The organism is Georgenia sp. Z1491 (genome assembly GCF_049856175.1).
Taxonomy (GTDB): Bacteria; Actinomycetota; Actinomycetes; order Actinomycetales; family Actinomycetaceae; genus JB111.
Map to the genome: position 1 here is coordinate 156889 of NZ_JBNDNA010000004.1, position 16829 is coordinate 173717.

The following is a 16829-nucleotide window of genomic DNA, read 5'->3' on the forward strand; positions in this document are numbered from 1 at the left end:
GGCTACCTGCACGACGTCGGTGGGCTCTGCGACAGTGGCCCAGACGTCAGGAGGACGGATGACCGGATGGACGCAGGACGTGTGGCTCGGGTTCGACACCGAGACCACGGGGATCGACGTCGGGAACGACCGCGTGGTGACGGCGGCGCTCGTCGTGCGGGAGGCCGACGGCACGATCGGCAGCTCGCGCACGTGGCTGATCGACCCCGGCGTGGAGATCCCCGAGGCCGCGACCGCGGTCCACGGCATCACGACGGCCTACGCGCGCGAGCACGGGGCGCCCCCGGAGGAGGCGCTCGAGGAGGTGGCCCAGGTCGTCGCGGGCGCCCTCGCGTCCGGCGCAGTCCTCGTCGCGTTCAACGCGACGTACGACCTGACGATCCTGCGCGCCGAGCTCGCCCGGCACGGCCTCGCCACTCTCGAGGAGCGGCTCGGGCGGGAGGTCTCCCCCGTCGTCGACCCGCTCGTCGTGGACCGGAAGGTCGAGCGGTTCCGGAAGGGGAAGAAGACTCTCGAGGCGATGGGCGAGGCGTACGGGGTCGCGGCGAACGATGCCGCGCACACCGCCGACGGCGACGTGGCGCACACGCTCGCCGTCCTGACGGCCCTGGCGGCGAAGCACCCGAAGGTCGCGGACCTGCCCTCGGCCGACCTCCACCGGGCGCAGGCCACGTGGCACGCCGAGTGGGCGGAGAGCTTCGAGGAGTTCCTGCGCGGCAAGGGACGTGCCGACGCGCACGTCTCACGGGCATGGCCGGTCGAGCCGACGGCATAGGTCACGAGCGACGGCCATGAGTCGCACCGTCGAGCTCGACGGCCGCCGCGCTCTCGCGTGGCGGCTGGACCGGCACGGCCTCGGCGACGCGGGCGCGTCCGACCCGGTCGATGTCGTGCGTCGCGTCGTGGCGCTGCGCGGGTGGCCGGCGGAGCGCGCGGAGCTCTCGGTGGGGGCGCGGTCCTCCGTTCCAGCCGCCGGCGCGCTGGAGCAGACCCTGGGCGGTGACGACCTCGTGCTGGCCTACGCGTTCCGCGGCGGCTCGTACGTGATGGAGGCCCGCACGGCGCGGACCCTGCTGACCGTGCGCCGCACGACCCGGGTGTGGGAGACCCCGCGGTACCAGCGTCAGGCGAGCTTCGAGCTCGACGACTGGGGCGACCTGCGCGCCGCGGTGGGCGAGCTGCTCACCGCTGGGCCGGCGACCCGCGAGGAGATCGCGGCACATCTCGGTCGCAGCCCGTCGCTCGCGCACCTGGCACGGGCCGCAGGCGGTCTCGGTGCGGACGCGCTCTACAAGCCGCTGCACTGGTGGGGCGACATCGTCTTCGGACCCCCTCGGGACGGGCGGTCGACATTCCGGCTCGCGCCCGGACGCGATCCGGGTCGTATCGAGCAGGCGACCGACGAGGCGGGCGTCGCCGCCGTCGTCCTCTATCTCGCCGCCTACGCACCCGCGACCGAGGCGAACCTCCTGTACTGGCTCGGCGAGGGGCTCAGCGCCCCGAGGCGTCGGGTCCTCGACTGGCTCCGGTCGGCGGACGCCGTCCGCGTCGGCGTCGACGGCCGGGACGCCTGGGCGCTCGGGGCGGACCTCGAGGCGATCCTCGGCGCCCGGGCGTCGGACGTCGTTCGGCTGCTGCCCGGTCACGACCCGTGGGTACTCGGCCCCGGGACCGCCGACGACCGGATCGTCCCGCCGCACCACCGCGCCGAGGTCTCGCGAGGTTCCGACCTCGTCGTGCGCGGCGGGGTCGTGGTCGGAACCTGGCGGACGCGCGGGAGCGAGGTGTCCGTGGCCTGGTTCGGCGGCGCCGACGCGGCGACGCGGCGCGAGCTCGAGAGCGAGCTGGCGCGGGTCGGCGTCGTGCGCGGCAGGGAGCTCGCGCTCGCCGACGGCTGACCGACGTGGTGGCGGACCCCGGCGGGACGGCAGCCCTGCCGCCCAGCCGCTCAGCCGCTCACCCGCTCACCCGCTCACCCGCTCACCCGCTCACCCGCTCACCCGCTCACCCGCTCACCCGCGACGACGTTTCCACATGTCTTCCCAGGTCACACCTGTCCACAGGCTCCAGACGGTCCCCCGCCGGTGTCAGTGGTGCCGACTAGCGTGGTCGATATAACGCACGGATGGTCGAGGTCGACGACGACGCGGAGGGGGCGATGATGACGACGCAGGAGACCGACGTCGCACCCCCGGTTCTGACGCTGGACAAGCTTCAAGCCCTGCGGGAGGCGATCCCCCGCCTCGAACGCGCCTCCGAGGCCGACGCGGTCGACCAGATCCAGTTCCTCGAGGAGCTCAAGGCGGTCGCAGCTGCGGGCCAGGCGATGGCCACGGCCGATCTCGCCCGGATGCGCGCCGAGGACGAGGCCGATCGCGGTGTCCCCGCCGGTCAGCGCGCCAGGGGCCTGATGGCGGAGGTCGCGCTGGCACGCAAGGAGGCCCCCACGAAGGGCGACCGGCACCTCGGGCTCGCCAAGACCCTCGTCCACGAGCTGCCCCGGACCCTCACGCTGATGAGTCAGGGGCTCGTGTCCGAGTGGCGCGCCACGATCCTCGCGCAGGAGACCGTCGGCCTCTCGGTCGAGCAACGCCGCGAGGTCGACGCGATGCTCGCGCCGGACCTCCCGACCTGGGGCGACCGGCAGGTGCGTAACCACGCGCGCAAGGCCGCCTTCGAGCGCGACGAGGGGGCCGCCGAGCGCCGGCGTCTCCGGGAGAAGCGGCAGCGTCATGTCAGCGTGCGGCCGGCAACCGGGTCGATGGCCTACGTCTCGGCGCTGCTGCCGATGACCGAGGCGGTACGGGTGCACGCCTCCCTGCTCACGCAGGCCGGAGGCATCGTCAATTCCGGGAACGCCCGAGGGCGCACCCCTGGACAGATCGCCGCCGACCTCCTGGTCGAGCACGTGACAGGCACCTGCGCGACCGAGCCGCGGGACGTCGATCTGACCATCGTCATGACCGACCGTACGCTCGCCGGTGGCAACGAGCCGGCCTGGCTGCCCGGTCACGGCCCGGTGGCCGCGTCGGTGGTCCGGGACCAGCTCCGCGAGGCGACCAAGGTCTGGTTCCGGCGGCTGTGGACGGATCCCGCCACGGGCGGTGTGGTGTCGATGGAGTCCCGTGCGCGGGTGTTCGGCGGGCAGCTCCGGCGGCTGATCCTCCTGCGCGACGACGCGTGCACCGGACCGTTCTGCAGCGGCGGGATCAGGCACGTCGACCACGCCACGCCGTACGCGGAGGGCGGCGCGACCAGCGCGGACAACGCGTCGGGACTGTGCGAGACCCACAACTACGTGAAGAACAACCCGGGGTGGCGCCACGAGCTCGCGTCCGGTGGCGAGGGGCTCGAGGTCCGCACCCCCACCGGGCACCGGTACCGGACGCCGAGATCACCGTTCCCGTACCGGAGACCGACCCCGCCGCCGGAGATGACCCGCGAGCGCTACGAGGCGCTCAAGAGACGCGTCGAGGAGCGAACCCGACGACCGGAGCCGGGGCCTGAGCCGCAGCCAGAACCGGAGCCACGAGGGTCAGCGTCGCGGAACAGCCTTCCGCCCGGGAAGGCTCCCGAGCCGGATCGGCGGGCACCAGATCCGGAACCACCAGACCTCGACCACCTTCTGGAGTGAGGGCCGGATGGCCACCCGGTGCGCGCGCCGCGACCGACTGCCTACGCGCGGTCCGCGCGTGCGCACCGCACGCCCGCGAGCCCTGCCTCGAACCGGTCAGCGCGCGGTGTAGTTCGGCGCCTCGGCGATCATCCGCACGTCGTGGGGGTGCGACTCCTTGAGACCCGCGGGCGTGATGCGGATGAACCTCCCGCGCTCCTTCAGCTCGCCGGTGGTCCGCGCCCCGACGTAGAACATCGACTGGTGCAGGCCCCCGACGAGCTGGTGCGCGACCGCGGACAGCGGGCCGCGGTAGGGGACCTGGCCCTCGATCCCCTCGGGCACGATCTTGTCGTCCGTGCTGACGTCCGCCTGGAAGTAGCGGTCCTTCGAGTACGAGACGCGTCCGCGAGAGGCCATCGCGCCGAGCGAGCCCATCCCGCGGTAGTGCTTGTACTGCTTGCCGTTGACGAACACGAGGTCGCCGGGGGACTCCTCGCACCCGGCCAGCAGCGACCCGAGCATCACCGTGTCGGCGCCCGCGACGAGGGCCTTGGCGATGTCGCCCGAGTGCTGCAGCCCACCGTCCCCGATCACGGGGACGCCCGCCGGGCCGCAGACCTGGGCCGCCATGTGGATGGCGGTGACCTGCGGGACGCCGACGCCCGCCACCACGCGGGTGGTGCAGATCGAGCCCGGCCCGACCCCGACCTTGACCGCGTCGACGCCGGCGTCGACGAGAGCCTGCGCGCCCTCGCGGGTCGCCACGTTGCCGCCGATCACCTGCACGTGCGCGAAGGCCGGGTCCTTCTTCAGCTTGCGCACCATGTCGAGCAGGAGTCGCGCCTCGCCGTTGGCCGTGTCCGCCACGAGGATGTCGACGCCGGCCTCGGCGAGCGCCGTCGCCCGCTCCCAGGCGTCACCCCAGTAGCCGATGGCCGCGCCCACCCGGAGGCGGCCGTCCGCGTCCTTCGTGGCCTGCGGGTACTGCTCCGACTTGACGAAGTCCTTGACCGTGATGAGGCCGCGGAGGCGCCCGGCGTCGTCCACGAGCGGGAGCTTCTCGATCTTGTGGGCGGCGAGCAGCTCCGCGGCGTCCTCGTTGCTGATCCCGACCGGACCGGTCACCAGGGGCATCGAGGTCATCGCCGAGCGCACGGTGCGCTCCCCCATGGAGTCGGTGGGGACGAAACGCAGGTCGCGGTTCGTGATGATGCCCAGCAGCACGTCGTCGCTGTCGACGACGGGCAGACCGGAGATCCGGTACTGGGCGCACAGCTCGTCGAGCTCGGCGAGCGTCGCGTCGGGGCCGATCGTCACGGGGTCCGTGATCATCCCCGACTCCGACCGCTTGACCACGGTGACCTGCTGCGCCTGGTCCTCGATCGAGAGGTTGCGGTGCAGGATCCCGAGTCCGCCCTGGCGCGCCATCGCGATCGCCATGCGCGCCTCGGTCACGGTGTCCATCGCCGCGCTGACCAGCGGGACCTGCAGCTCGATCTCGCGCGTGAGCCGCGCAGCGGTGCTCACCTCGGAGGGGATGACGTCCGTCGCCCCAGGCAGGAGGAGCACATCGTCATACGTCAGTCCGACCAGCGCGAACGGGTCGTGTGCGGGGGTCTCCGTCATCCCGTCATGCTAGATCCGCGCCCTCGAGAAGCGCAGTGACCGTGGACACCGCAGACGGCAGGTCGGAGGCCAGGATCGCCTCGGACGGGACGCGCCTCGGGAGCCCGGGGCCGACGAGGACGACCTCGGGTCGCCGCTCGCGCCCGGACGCGGCGAGCGCCCGCACGCTCGCGGCACGTCCGAACCCCACCACCACCCCGACGTCGGGCGTCCGGTCGACGATGTCGGACAGCGCCTCGTCCGGCACCCGGCTGCGGCCGACCCGCCGCAGGAGCGTGAGAACACCGCGCTCGGCGAGGGCGCCGGCGAGGACGTGGGCGGCGAGGACGTGCTTCGGGGTCGTATGGACGGCCACGCGGACGGGCTCCGTCACACCGTGGGCGAGGACGGTCGTGCGGACGACCTCGAGCGCGCAGCCGGTGAGCACGGTGATGCCGTCGCTGCCCGGTGCCTGGGGCTCCGCCCCGACGGCGAGCAGGTCGCAGGTCGGCGAGAGCAGGCGCTGCCAGGTGGCCGTCCAGCCATGGGCCTCGACGTGCCGGGACACGGCGAGCCGGACGTCGTTCCGGTCCCCGGCGGCGGCCGCCGCGGCGAGCGACTGCACGTCGAGACTGGTGGCGGTCACGGCGACCGGCATCCCTGCCCCGTAGCCCGTCGGCGTCTGCGTGACGGCCCGCGCCGCGTCGGAGGGACTGACGCCGGAGAGCGTGAGTGCGCGCATCCGCTCGAGACGGACGACGTCGGCGGGGCCGTACCGGCGGCGGTCGCCGGCGCGGTGGTCGCTCGGACCGAGCCCGTAGCGACGGTCCCAGCTGCGCAGCGTCGACGTGGCGATGCCGAGCCGCTCAGCGAGCGCGCCGACCGTGAGGGGCGCTTCGGCGACGACGCCCGCCGCAGCACCGTCCGCCGAGCGCGAAGCGATAACGGCATCCCGGTCGAGGTCTGTCCCATGAACAGATCTCTCGTCCCGATCCGGATCTCCGTCTCCGTCCTCGGCGTTCGCACGGCGGGCCGACCTGCTCGACCCGCGATCGCCGGGGGGTCGAGCTCCGGACGGGTCGAGCGGGCGACTCTCGTCGATGTAGGCGCCGTCGAGACTCTCGACCGCGCCGGCCAGTTCAGCCTCGTGGACCGACTCCTGCGCAGGGGGTTCCCGGTCCGCCGTCGTGCCGCGGCGCGAGGCGCGGGCAGCTTCGGGGCGTGCGGCCATGCTCCATCCTCCGTCCGACGGTCCGTGCGGGCAACACGGGCGAGACACCAACCTATGCATTTCCGGTGCATGCGCAACATGCACGCCACAGCGGGACCCGGCGCCATGTGCCGCCACGCACCCCCTTGCCCAACTTTCGCGCAAGTAATAACCTGTTGATGAATGGTGCTCGGACGGTCGTCCGGCCGGGCCCCTGCTCATCCGATCTGAGGAGGCCCCATGGCCGAGCTGTCCCGACTGCCCGGACCGCTGCTCGACGTATGGAGCTGGCAGATCCACGGGACCTGCCGAGAGGTCGACCCCGAGCAGTTCTTCCACCCGGAGGGAGAGCGAGGCGGGGTGCGTCGTCGTCGTGACGACGCGGCGAAGGCGATCTGCGCCGGCTGCCCGGTCCTCGAGCAGTGCCGGGAGCACGCGCTGACGGTGCGCGAGCCCTACGGCGTGTGGGGCGGCCTGAGCGAGGACGAGCGTGCGGCGACCTACCGCCAGGACCGACGACGAACGAGCCCGCAGGCCGGCTGACCCGCCCGCCCGCGGTCGAGCGTCCGCCCCGGGCCCTCGGGCCGACCGGGCCGTCTGATCGGATCGGGCATCACCGGTGCACCTGGACGCACGAGAGGGCCCCTGCGACCGACGTGGTCGCAGGGGCCCTCTCGCGTGACTGGGCCGAGCGGGTCAGCGCTCGACGACGGCGAGCAGGTCGCGGGCCGCCAGGACGAGGTAGTCCTCGCCCGAGTACTTGACCTCGGTGCCGCCGTACTTGGAGTACAGGACGACGTCGCCGACAGCGACGTCGAGCGGGACGCGGTTGCCGTTGTCGTCGACGCGACCCGGGCCGACCGCCACGACGGTGCCCTCCTGGGGCTTCTCCTTGGCGGTGTCCGGGATGACGAGACCGGACGCGGTGGTCTGCTCGGCCTCGAGGGTCTGGACGACCACGCGGTCCTCGAGCGGCTTGATGGAGACCGACACTGCGGACCTCCCCTTCCTACGTATGGAGTGGATCTCTGACTGTCGTCCTCAGCCTCGCTCCCGCCGTCGCGGGGGTCGGGCGCGTGGTGAGTCCGTCGGGGTCAAGACTAGGTCGCCGATTAGCACTCGCGCAATCAGAGTGCCAGATCGTGGATGTCGCGCCGCGGACGAGGAGGCCCCGGCACCTGCGTCCGCCACCCTGCCGCCCTGCGCCCCCCGCTCTGCGACGATGGCCGGATGGAGCTCGACACCGCGCGCACTCTCGCCTCGACCGAGGGCCGCGCGATGCTTGCCGCGTTGCCCCCGTACTCGCCCGCGACGGCCGAGCACATGAACGCTCGGCTGCGCGCCCACGGGATGGCGCCCGACCTCGCCTCCGCCGCCCTCACCCAGCTCGCCCTGCGCGCCGAGGCCGCGGACCGTCTCGGCCCGGTCGCGGACCTGCTGCTCCTCACGCGCGCCGGGCTCGAGCAGGCCACGCGCACCGTCGTCGCCGCACATCACGCGCACCGGTTCCGCCGGGCGAGCGTCACCCGGGTCGCCGACCTCGGCTGCGGCCTCGGCCTGGACTCGCTCGCGATCGCCGGTCTGGGCACCGGGGTGGTCGCCGTCGAGCAGGACCCGGTCACCGCCGCGTTCGCCCGCGCGAACCTCGAGCCCTTCGACGGCGCCGAGGTGCGCGAGGCAGATGCCCTCGACGTCGACCTGACCGACCTCGGTGCCGACGCCCTGTGGGCCGACCCGGCACGCCGCGACGCCGCGGGCCGGCGCCTGACCGAACCCGAGAGCTGGAGCCCGCCGCTGGCCGACGTCGTCGCCCGAGCCCGCTCGGTACGTGCGGCGGGGATCAAGGTGGCGCCGGGCATCGAGCTCGACCGGATCCCGGACGACGCGCATGCCCAGTGGGTCTCGGTCGACCGCGAGGTGGTCGAGGCCGCGCTCTGGTTCGGCGACGCCGCGCCGGAGGGAGCCGGCCGCTCCGCCCTCGTCCTGCTCGGCGAGGAGCCGCACCTGCTCGCGCCCGAGGGTGGTGGCCCGCTCCCCCCGTCGGCACCCCACGACGACGCACCGGTGGCACCGCTGGGCGCCTTCCTCCACGAGCCCGACGGCGCCGTCATCCGTGCGGGGCTCGTCGCCGACCTCGCCCGACTTCTCGGCGCCGGTGTGGTCTCGCCCCGGATCGCCTACCTCACCTCGGACGCCCCGGCGGCCTCCCCGTTCGCCCGCTCCTACCGCATCCTCGAGCAGGTCGACGCGGGGGCCAAGGGCCTGGCCAGGGCCGTCGCCGCTCGCGAGATCGGGGACCTGACGATCAAGCAGCGCGGCTCGGGCGTGAAGGTCGAGGACGTGCGCCGCCGGCTGCGGCTGAGGGGACCGAACCGGGCGACGCTCGTGCTCACCCGCGCCGAGGGGCGGCACGTGGCCCTGCTCGTCGAGCCGGTGCCGGAGACGAGCGTCGAGCCGGTGGACGCGACGAGCGTCGAGCCGACGCACGAGCACGGCGACAAGGGCTGAGACCGAGCGCGTCGCCGCGGTCTCGTGCCGGGGCCCGCGGTGCACAATGGCGCCGTGCCCGTCGAGTTCGGATCCTCGGAGCGCTCGTCGCTCGGCGTCGAGTGGGAGCTCCAGGTGCTCGACGCGGCCACCGGCGAGCCCCGCGACGAGGGGCCCGCGCTCATCGACGACCTCCGCTCCGCGGCCGGCACCCCGCACCCCCGCCTGGCGCACGAGCTGCTCGCCAGCACCGTCGAGATCGTCACCGGCGTCCACGCCACCGTCGCGTCCGCGGTCGCCGAGCTGGCCGAGGTGCTCGACGAGCTCGTCGAGGCTGCCGGCCGACGCGACCTCGTCCTGTCCGGCGGAGGCGCCCACGCCACGGCCGACCCGCAGGCCCAGCCCGTGGCCGAGGGCTACGAGCGGCTCATCGCCCGCACCGCCTGGTGGGGCCGCGAGATGCTCATCTACGGACTGCACGTGCACGTCGGCGTCGAGGACCGGCACAAGGCGGTCCCCCTGGTCGGTGCCCTCCTGCAGACGAGCGGTCCGATCCTCGCGCTGTCGGCCTCCTCGCCCGCCTGGCGCGGGGTGGGCACCGGCTACGCGTCGAACCGCACGATGATCTTCCAGCAGCTGCCCACCGCCGGGCTGCCGGACTCGATGGCGACCTGGTCGGACTACGAGCGCATCGTCGAACACCTGCTCGCCGCCGACGTCATCGCGCGCCGCACCGAGACCCGGTGGGACGCCCGCCCCACCCAGCTCGGGACCGTCGAGTCCCGGATCTGCGACTCCCCGCCCACGATCGCCGAGGTCGCGGCGCTGACCGCCCTCAACCAGTGCGTCGTCGAGGACTCCTCGACGCGCCTCGACGCCGGGGAGGAGCTGCCCGCCCTCCCCCGTTGGCTCACCGCGGAGAACCGCTGGCGCGCCGCCCGGTTCGGGCTCGACGCCACCTTCGTCACCGACACCGACGGCGGCTCGGTCCCTGCCACGGAGGCCGTGCGACGTCTGGTCGCCGACCTCGCGCCGACGGCGGAGCGGCTCGGTTGCGCGGACGACCTCGCCCTCGTGGAGCACGTCCTCGACACCGGGGCCTCCTACCGGCGCCAGCTCGCGGCCGCGGAGCAGGACGGCTGGGCAGCGGTGCCCCTGCACCTGGCCGGGGAGCTGACCGAGGAGCGACGCCCCGCGGGCTGACGGCACCGGCGGCACGGGCTGGCGGCACCGGCGCCGCGAGCTGACGGCGCCGGCGGCACGAGCTGGCGGCACCGGCGCCGCCGCGCCGAGCCTCGGCCGGTGGGCGCCGTTCTCAGACCAGGACGCTCGTGGCCGCCATCGACGAGTCGACGCCGAAGCCCAGGCTCGAGGAGGGCAGTCCCGCCTCGACCACGGCGGACCCCAGGGCCGCGATCATCGCCCCGTTGTCGGTGCAGAACCTCGGCGGCGGGATGCGCACCTCCACGCCGGCGGCGGGACCGCGCTCGGCGAGCAGCTCGCGCAGGCGGGAGTTCGCGGAGAATCCCCCGCCGACGACGAGCACGTCGGCCCCCTGGTCGGCGCACGCACGCAGCGCCTTGGTCGCGAGCACGTCGGCGACCGCCTCGGAGAAGCCCGCGGCGACGTCGGCCGCCGGGATCTCCTCGCCGCGGGACGTACGGGCCTCGAGGTCACGGGCCACGGCCGTCTTCAGGCCGGAGAACGAGAAGTTGTAGGCGTGCCGCTCCCGGTCCTTCGGCGCCGAGAGCCCGCGCGGGTAGCGGATCGCCTCCCGGTCACCGGTGGCGGCGAGCCGGTCGACGTGCGGCCCGCCGGGGTAGGGCAGCCCGAGCAGGCGGCCGACCTTGTCGAACGCCTCCCCCGCGGCGTCGTCGAGCGTCTCCCCGAGCAGGGTGACGTCGGTGATGCCCGTCCCGACCGAGAGCAGGGTGGTGTGCCCGCCGGACACGACGAGCGCGACCGAGCGGGCCGGGACGGCCCCGTGGACGAGGGCGTCGACGGCCGCGTGGCCGATGACGTGGTTGACGCCGAGGATCGGCCGCCCCACGGACAGCGCGAGCGCCTTCGCGGCGGCCGCCCCCACGGTCAGCGAGCCGACGAGCCCGGGACCGGCGGTCACGGCGATCGCGTCCACCTCCGAGAGGTCGACGTCCGCGCGCGCCAGGGCGGCGCCGAGCGTCGGCCCGAAGGCCTCGAGGTGAGCTCGGGAGGCGATCTCCGGGATGATGCCGCCGAACCGGGCGTGCTCCTCCATCGACGACGCCGTCACGTCGGCCACGAGCTCGGTGCCGCGGACGAGCGCGATGCCGGTCTCGTCGCAGGAGGTCTCGATGCCGAGGACGAGCGGGGAGGTCACGCAGGCGATCGTACGCGCGGAGCGCGTCCGGCGACCCGACGGCCCGGGAGCCGGCCGACCGACCACCGGGCCGCGCCGTCAGACCGTCTCGGGCACCAGCCGGACGGCCCCCTTGTCGGCGGACTGGGCGAACGCCGCGTAGGCCCGCAGCGCCGGCGTGACCTTGCGGGGGCGCTGCTCCTTCGGCCGGTACCCGCCGCCCGCCTCCAGGGCCGCCCTGCGGCGCTCGAGCTCCTCGTCGGGGACGTCGAGCGTCAGGCTGCGCCGGGGGATGTCGATCGAGACCGTGTCCCCCTCCTCGACGAGTGCGATCGTGCCGCCGGCGGCCGCCTCGGGCGAGACGTGCCCGATCGACAGGCCCGAGGTCCCGCCGGAGAACCGTCCGTCCGTGATGAGCGCGCACGCCTTGCCGAGCCCGAGACCCTTGAGGTAGGAGGTCGGGTACAGCATCTCCTGCATCCCCGGTCCCCCCTTGGGGCCCTCGTAGCGGATGACGACGACGTCGCCCTCCTTGACCTCCTTGCCGAGGATCCGCTGCACGGCCTCCTCCTGCGACTCGCACACGACCGCGGGCCCCGAGAACGTCCAGATCGACTCGTCCACGCCCGCGGTCTTCACCACGGCGCCGTCGACCGCGATGTTGCCGCGCAGGACGCCCAGGCCGCCGTCCTTGGAGTAGGCGTGCGCGAAGGACCGGATGCACCCGTGGGTGTCGTCGACGTCGAGGGACGCCCACCGCTCGGACTGGGAGAACGCCGTCGACGAGCGCCGCCCGCCCGGGGCCGCGTGCCACAGCTCGGTGGCCTCCTCCGAGGCCCGACCGCCGCGCACGTCCCACTCGTCGAGCCAGGTGCCCAGCGTCTGCGCGTGCACGGTGTGCACGTCCTCGTTCAGCAGACCGCCGCGCCGCAGCTCGCCCAGCAGGGCGGGGATCCCGCCGGCCCGGTGGACGTCCTCCATGTAGTAGGTCCGGCCCTCGGCCACGTTGGGCGCGACCTTCGACAGGCACGGCACCCGCCGCGAGATCTCGTCGATCTCCTCGAGGCCGAAGGCCACGCCGGCCTCGCTGGCCGCGGCGAGCAGGTGGAGGATCGTGTTGGTCGAGCCGCCCATCGCGATGTCGAGCGCCATCGCGTTCTCGAACGCCGCCGGGGTCGCGATGCTGAGCGGGAGGACCGTGTCGTCGTCCTCCTCGTAGTACCGGCGCGTGATGTCGACGACCAGCGAGCCGGCCTTCTCGTACAGGGCGCGCCGGGCGGTGTGCGTGGCGAGCACCGAACCGTTGCCGGGCAGGGAGAGCCCGATGGCCTCGGTGAGGCAGTTCATCGAGTTCGCCGTGAACATCCCCGAGCACGAGCCGCAGGTGGGGCAGGCCGCCTCCTCGATGCGCATGAGGTCCTCGTCGGCCACGTTCTCGTTGACCGCCTCGGACATCGCGTCGACGAGGTCGAGCGTGCGGACGGTGCCGTCCAAGAGCGTCGCCCGCCCCGACTCCATGGGGCCGCCGGAGACGAACACCGTGGGCACGTCGAGCCGCAGCGCGGCGAGCAGCATGCCGGGCGTGATCTTGTCGCAGTTGGAGATGCACACGAGAGCGTCCGCGCAGTGCGCGTTGACCATGTACTCCACCGAGTCGGCGATGAGGTCGCGCGAGGGCAGGGAGTAGAGCATGCCGTCGTGCCCCATCGCGATGCCGTCGTCGACGGCGATCGTGTTGAACTCGCGCGGGATGCCGCCGGCGGACTGGATCGCCTCGGAGACGATCCGGCCCACGGGCGCGAGGTGCGTGTGGCCGGGGACGAACTCGGTGAAGGAGTTCGCGACGGCGATGACCGGCTTGCGGCCGATGTCCGCGCCGTCGACGCCGGAGGCACGCATGAGGGCGCGCGCCCCGGCCATGTTCCTGCCGTGGGTGACGGTGCGTGAGCGATGTGCGGGCATGTGCCCATCGTCCCCCGTCCCGACGCCGCGTCACGACGATCCGGGCCCGGTCGCCGGATGCGGCTGGTACCGGTACTCCCAGTACCATCGGTGGGTGATCCGTCCCCGCACGCCCCGGCGTGAGGAGCTCGGTGCTTTCCTCCGGGCCCGGCGCCTCACCTCCGACCGGGCGGCGCTCGGCCTGCCGACGCCGGCCCGCCGAGGCGCCACGGGCCTGAGCCGGGAGGAGGTCGCCGCCCTGTCCGGCGTGAGCGCCAGCTGGTACACGTGGCTCGAGCAGGGCCGGGACACCAACGTCTCGCGCCAGGTGCTCCTCGCCGTCGCCCGCGTGCTCCGGCTGACCGAGGACGAGACCGCCTACGTGCTCGGCCTCGCAGAGCAGGAGGCCGTCGCCCCGCCGGCTCGCCGTGAGGCCGTCCCGGCCCACCTCCGGCGGCTCGTCGACGCGCTGGACTTCCCGGCCTTCGTCGTGACGGCCGACTGGGCGATCGTCGGCTGGAACGCCGGCTACGCGTGGCTCTACCCGCGCATCGCGCACGTCGAACCGGCCGACCGCAACCTGCTGTGGCTCGTCTACACCGACCCCGACCTGCGACGCATGCTCCCCGACTGGGAGCGGGACAGCCGTCGCTTCCTCGCCGAGTTCCGGGCGGAGGCCGGGGTGCGGCTGGCCGGCCCGGGGCACCGGGCGGTCGTCGACCGGCTCACGGGGGCGAGCGAGGAGTTCCGCACCCACTCCGCCGAGATGGCCGTCTCGCGGTTCGAGTCGCGCAGGCGCACCTTCCGGCACCGCGAGCACGGTCTGCTCGAGTTCGAGCACCACCGGCTCGTGCCCTCGGACGCCGCCGACCTGCACGTGGTGATGTACGTGCCGGTCACGCCCTGACCCGCGGCGCGGGCTCAGCTCCGGCCGGAGATCGTGGCCCTGCCGAGGTCGGCGTTGAGCTGGGAGATGACGTCGAGCGGGATCTCCTTGGGGCACACCGCGGCACACTCCCCGATGTTGGTGCAGCCGCCGAAGCCCTCGGCGTCGTGCTGGTCGAGCATGTCCACCACCCGGGCCTGCCGCTCGGGCTGGCCCTGCGGCAGCATGCCGAGGTGGGTGACCTTGGCGCCGAGGAACAGCATCGCCGAGGCGTTCGGGCAGGCGGCCACGCAGGCGCCGCACCCGATGCAGGCGGCGGCCTCGAACGCGCGGTCCGCGTCGTCCTTCGGCACGGGCGTCGCGTGCGCGTCCGGGGCAGCACCGGTGTTGACCGAGACGTACCCGCCGGCCGCGATGATGCGGTCGAACGAGCTGCGGTCCACCACGAGGTCCTTGACCACCGGGAACGCGGTCGCCCGCCACGGCTCGATGGTGATCGAGTCGCCGTCCTTGAAGGACCGCATGTGCAGCTGGCAGGTGGTGGTGACCTCGGGGCCGTGCGCCTCGCCGTCGATGACGATGCCGCAGGCGCCGCAGATGCCCTCGCGGCAGTCGTGGTCGAACGCGATGGGGTCCTCGCCCGCCGCGAAGAGCTGCTCGTTGAGCACGTCGAGCATCTCGAGGAACGACATGTGCTCGGAGACGTCGTCGAGCCGGTAGGAGCGCATGGCCCCCTTGTCCTCCGGTCCGGACTGACGCCAGGCGTTGATGGTGATCTTCACTTGTAGCTCCGCTGCTTCATCTCGACGTACTCATAGGTGAGGTCCTCCTTGTGGAGCACCGGGACGCCGTCCGCGCCGTGCTCCCAGGCCGCGACGTACGCGAACTCGTCGTCGTGGCGCAGGGCCTCCCCCTCCTCGGTCTGCGACTCGGCACGGAAGTGCCCGCCGCACGACTCCCTGCGGTGCAGGGCGTCGATGCACATGAGCTCGCCCAGCTCGAAGAAGTCGGCCACGCGGCCGGCCTTCTCCAGCGACTGGTTCAGCTCCTCGTTCCTCCCCGTGACCTTGACGTCGCGCCAGAACTCCTCGCGCAGCGCCCGGATCTTGTCGATCGCCGTCCGCAGGCCCTCCTCGGTGCGCTCCATCCCGCAGTACTCCCACATGATGGTGCCGAGCTCCTTGTGGAAGGAGTCCACCGAGCGCGAACCGTCGTTGGAAAGGAAGTGGGCCACGCGCTCACGCACCTGGTCCGCGGCCGCGACGACGTCGGGGTGGTCCTCGGGCACCGGCGCGCCGTGGTGGTCCGCGAGGTAGTCGTTGATGGTGTTCGGCAGGACGAAGTAGCCGTCCGCGAGACCCTGCATGAGCGCCGACGCACCGAGGCGGTTGGCCCCGTGGTCGGAGAAGTTGGCCTCGCCCGCGACGAACAGGCCGGGGATCGAGGACTGGAGGTCGTAGTCGACCCACAGCCCGCCCATCGTGTAGTGGACGGCCGGGTAGATGCGCATCGGGACCTCGTAGGGGTTCTCGCCCGTGATGCGCTCGTACATGTCGAAGAGGTTGCCGTACTTGGACTCCACCGCGCCGCGGCCCATCCGGCCGATGGCCTCGGCGAAGTCCAGGTACACGCCACGGCGCACGCCGTCGACCTCCGGGCCGACCCCGCGTCCCTCGTCGCACATGTTCTTCGCCTGGCGCGACGCGATGTCGCGAGGCACGAGGTTGCCGAACGAGGGATAGAGCCGCTCGAGGTAGTAGTCCCGGTCCTCCTCGGGGATCTCGCGCGGGTCCTTCGTGCAGTCCTGCGCGTTCTTCGGCACCCAGATGCGGCCGTCGTTGCGCAGCGACTCGCTCATCAGCGTGAGCTTGGACTGGTAGTCGCCGGTCTGCGGGATGCACGTGGGGTGGATCTGCGTGTAGCAGGGGTTGCCGAAGTAGGCGCCCTTCTTGTGCGCGCGCCAGGTGGCCGTGACGTTGCAGCCCATCGCGTTGGTCGACAGGAAGAACACGTTGCCGTAGCCGCCGGAGGCGAGCACCACCGCGTCGGCGAGATGGGTCTCGATCTCGCCGGTGATCATGTCCCGCACGATGATGCCGCGGGCACGGCCCTCGACGACGACGAGCTCGAGCATCTCGTGCCGGCTGTTCATCTCGACGGACCCGGCGCCGATCTGCCGCTCGAGCGCCTGGTAGGCGCCGATGAGGAGCTGCTGCCCGGTCTGGCCACGCGCGTAGAACGTCCGCGAGACCTGGACGCCGCCGAACGAGCGGTTGTCGAGCAGGCCGCCGTACTCGCGGGCGAACGGGACGCCCTGCGCGACGCACTGGTCGATGATCTGACGCGAGACCTCGGCGAGCCGGTAGACGTTGGACTCCCGCGACCGGAAGTCGCCGCCCTTCACGGTGTCGTAGAAGAGCCGGTAGACGGAGTCGCCGTCGTTCTTGTAGTTCTTTGCTGCGTTGATCCCGCCCTGCGCGGCGATCGAGTGCGCGCGGCGCGGCGAGTCCTGGTAGCAGAAGGCCTTGACCTGGTAGCCGGCCTCGCCCAGGGTCGCGGCGGCCGCGCCGCCGGCCAGACCGGTCCCGACGACGATGACCGAGATCTTGCGCCGGTTGGCGGGGTTGACGAGCTTGGCGCCGAACTGGCGCTGCGCCCACTTCTCGGCCAGGGGGCCGGCGGGGGCGCTGGTGTCAGCGATGGGCGCACCCTCGCGGTACAGGTCGTTGATCACTGCGGTCATGCG

14 protein-coding genes are annotated in these 16829 nt (G+C 73.1%); 7 read left to right on the forward strand and 7 right to left on the reverse strand.

What is annotated here, in order from left to right; all coding sequences use genetic code 11:
- The first annotated feature begins 58 nt into the window (after window positions 1-58).
- From ACPYO4_RS05860 to ACPYO4_RS05870, 3 genes are all read left to right on the forward strand, one after another.
- Window positions 59-775, forward strand: coding sequence for an exonuclease domain-containing protein (locus ACPYO4_RS05860; RefSeq protein ID WP_425708282.1), 717 nt, complete (start codon window positions 59-61; stop codon window positions 773-775).
- 16 nt (window positions 776-791) lie between these two features.
- Window positions 792-1898, forward strand: coding sequence for a DNA glycosylase AlkZ-like family protein (locus tag ACPYO4_RS05865; protein WP_425708283.1), 1107 nt, complete (start codon window positions 792-794; stop codon window positions 1896-1898).
- A gap of 227 nt (window positions 1899-2125) precedes the next feature.
- Window positions 2126-3634: an HNH endonuclease gene (locus tag ACPYO4_RS05870; RefSeq protein WP_425708284.1), complete on the forward strand. Its 1509-nt coding sequence runs from the start codon at window positions 2126-2128 to the stop codon at window positions 3632-3634.
- A 96-nt stretch (window positions 3635-3730) separates the two neighbouring features.
- Here the strand turns inward: ACPYO4_RS05870 and guaB are convergent, their stop codons facing one another.
- On the reverse strand, window positions 3731-5242 hold the full coding sequence (gene guaB / locus ACPYO4_RS05875; protein WP_425708285.1) for an IMP dehydrogenase: 1512 nt from the start codon (window positions 5240-5242) through the stop codon (window positions 3731-3733).
- Window positions 5243-5246: 4 nt separating this feature from the next.
- Complete coding sequence (locus ACPYO4_RS05880) at window positions 5247-6452, reverse strand: MerR family transcriptional regulator (RefSeq protein ID WP_425708286.1); 1206 nt, start codon at window positions 6450-6452, stop codon at window positions 5247-5249.
- Between the two features lie 219 nt (window positions 6453-6671).
- Here ACPYO4_RS05880 and ACPYO4_RS05885 point away from each other — a divergent pair, with 219 nt between their 5' ends.
- Complete coding sequence (locus ACPYO4_RS05885; RefSeq protein WP_425708287.1) at window positions 6672-6974, forward strand: WhiB family transcriptional regulator; 303 nt, start codon at window positions 6672-6674, stop codon at window positions 6972-6974.
- 153 nt (window positions 6975-7127) lie between these two features.
- Here ACPYO4_RS05885 and groES read toward each other — a convergent pair whose 3' ends face one another.
- On the reverse strand, window positions 7128-7424 hold the full coding sequence (groES, locus tag ACPYO4_RS05890; protein WP_425708288.1) for a co-chaperone GroES: 297 nt from the start codon (window positions 7422-7424) through the stop codon (window positions 7128-7130).
- A gap of 237 nt (window positions 7425-7661) precedes the next feature.
- On the opposite strand from groES, the gene ACPYO4_RS05895 reads away from it, so the two are divergent.
- Window positions 7662-8939 carry a THUMP-like domain-containing protein gene (locus tag ACPYO4_RS05895; RefSeq protein WP_425708289.1) on the forward strand — a complete coding sequence of 426 codons (1278 nt, stop codon included), beginning with the start codon at window positions 7662-7664 and terminating at the stop codon, window positions 8937-8939.
- A gap of 54 nt (window positions 8940-8993) precedes the next feature.
- Window positions 8994-10121: a YbdK family carboxylate-amine ligase gene (locus tag ACPYO4_RS05900; protein ID WP_425708290.1), complete on the forward strand. Its 1128-nt coding sequence runs from the start codon at window positions 8994-8996 to the stop codon at window positions 10119-10121.
- A 112-nt stretch (window positions 10122-10233) separates the two neighbouring features.
- On the opposite strand, the gene tsaD is transcribed toward ACPYO4_RS05900, so the two are convergent.
- Both tsaD and ilvD read right to left on the reverse strand, forming a co-directional pair.
- The gene (gene tsaD / locus ACPYO4_RS05905) at window positions 10234-11277 is read right to left on the reverse strand and encodes a tRNA (adenosine(37)-N6)-threonylcarbamoyltransferase complex transferase subunit TsaD (RefSeq protein WP_425708291.1); all 1044 of its coding nucleotides are present in this window, start codon (window positions 11275-11277) and stop codon (window positions 10234-10236) included.
- Window positions 11278-11355: 78 nt separating this feature from the next.
- A complete protein-coding gene (gene ilvD / locus ACPYO4_RS05910) occupies window positions 11356-13218 on the reverse strand; it encodes a dihydroxy-acid dehydratase (protein WP_425708292.1) in 1863 nt (620 codons plus the stop codon).
- A 94-nt stretch (window positions 13219-13312) separates the two neighbouring features.
- On the opposite strand from ilvD, the gene ACPYO4_RS05915 reads away from it, so the two are divergent.
- Window positions 13313-14104, forward strand: coding sequence for a helix-turn-helix transcriptional regulator (locus ACPYO4_RS05915; protein WP_425708293.1), 792 nt, complete (start codon window positions 13313-13315; stop codon window positions 14102-14104).
- A 14-nt stretch (window positions 14105-14118) separates the two neighbouring features.
- Here ACPYO4_RS05915 and ACPYO4_RS05920 read toward each other — a convergent pair whose 3' ends face one another.
- Window positions 14119-14865, reverse strand: coding sequence for a succinate dehydrogenase/fumarate reductase iron-sulfur subunit (locus tag ACPYO4_RS05920; RefSeq protein WP_425708294.1), 747 nt, complete (start codon window positions 14863-14865; stop codon window positions 14119-14121).
- Window positions 14862-16826, reverse strand: coding sequence for a fumarate reductase/succinate dehydrogenase flavoprotein subunit (locus tag ACPYO4_RS05925; RefSeq protein ID WP_425708295.1), 1965 nt, complete (start codon window positions 16824-16826; stop codon window positions 14862-14864). The genes ACPYO4_RS05920 and ACPYO4_RS05925 overlap by 4 nt, the downstream gene beginning before the upstream one ends.
- Window positions 16827-16829 lie beyond the last annotated feature (3 nt).

What these genes read in the sequence shown, in the direction of transcription:
- ACPYO4_RS05860 (WP_425708282.1), top strand. Translation starts at nt 59, where the DNA reads ATGACCGGATGGACGCAGGACGTGTGGCTCGGGTTCGACACCGAGACC.
- ACPYO4_RS05880 (WP_425708286.1), bottom strand. Translation starts at nt 6,452, where the DNA reads ATGGCCGCACGCCCCGAAGCTGCCCGCGCCTCGCGCCGCGGCACGACG.
- ACPYO4_RS05895 (WP_425708289.1), top strand. Translation starts at nt 7,662, where the DNA reads ATGGAGCTCGACACCGCGCGCACTCTCGCCTCGACCGAGGGCCGCGCG.
- ilvD (WP_425708292.1), bottom strand. Translation starts at nt 13,218, where the DNA reads ATGCCCGCACATCGCTCACGCACCGTCACCCACGGCAGGAACATGGCC.
- ACPYO4_RS05925 (WP_425708295.1), bottom strand. Translation starts at nt 16,826, where the DNA reads ATGACCGCAGTGATCAACGACCTGTACCGCGAGGGTGCGCCCATCGCT.
- ACPYO4_RS05870 (WP_425708284.1), top strand. Translation starts at nt 2,126, where the DNA reads ATGGTCGAGGTCGACGACGACGCGGAGGGGGCGATGATGACGACGCAG.
- ACPYO4_RS05885 (WP_425708287.1), top strand. Translation starts at nt 6,672, where the DNA reads ATGGCCGAGCTGTCCCGACTGCCCGGACCGCTGCTCGACGTATGGAGC.
- ACPYO4_RS05865 (WP_425708283.1), top strand. Translation starts at nt 792, where the DNA reads ATGAGTCGCACCGTCGAGCTCGACGGCCGCCGCGCTCTCGCGTGGCGG.
- guaB (WP_425708285.1), bottom strand. Translation starts at nt 5,242, where the DNA reads ATGACGGAGACCCCCGCACACGACCCGTTCGCGCTGGTCGGACTGACG.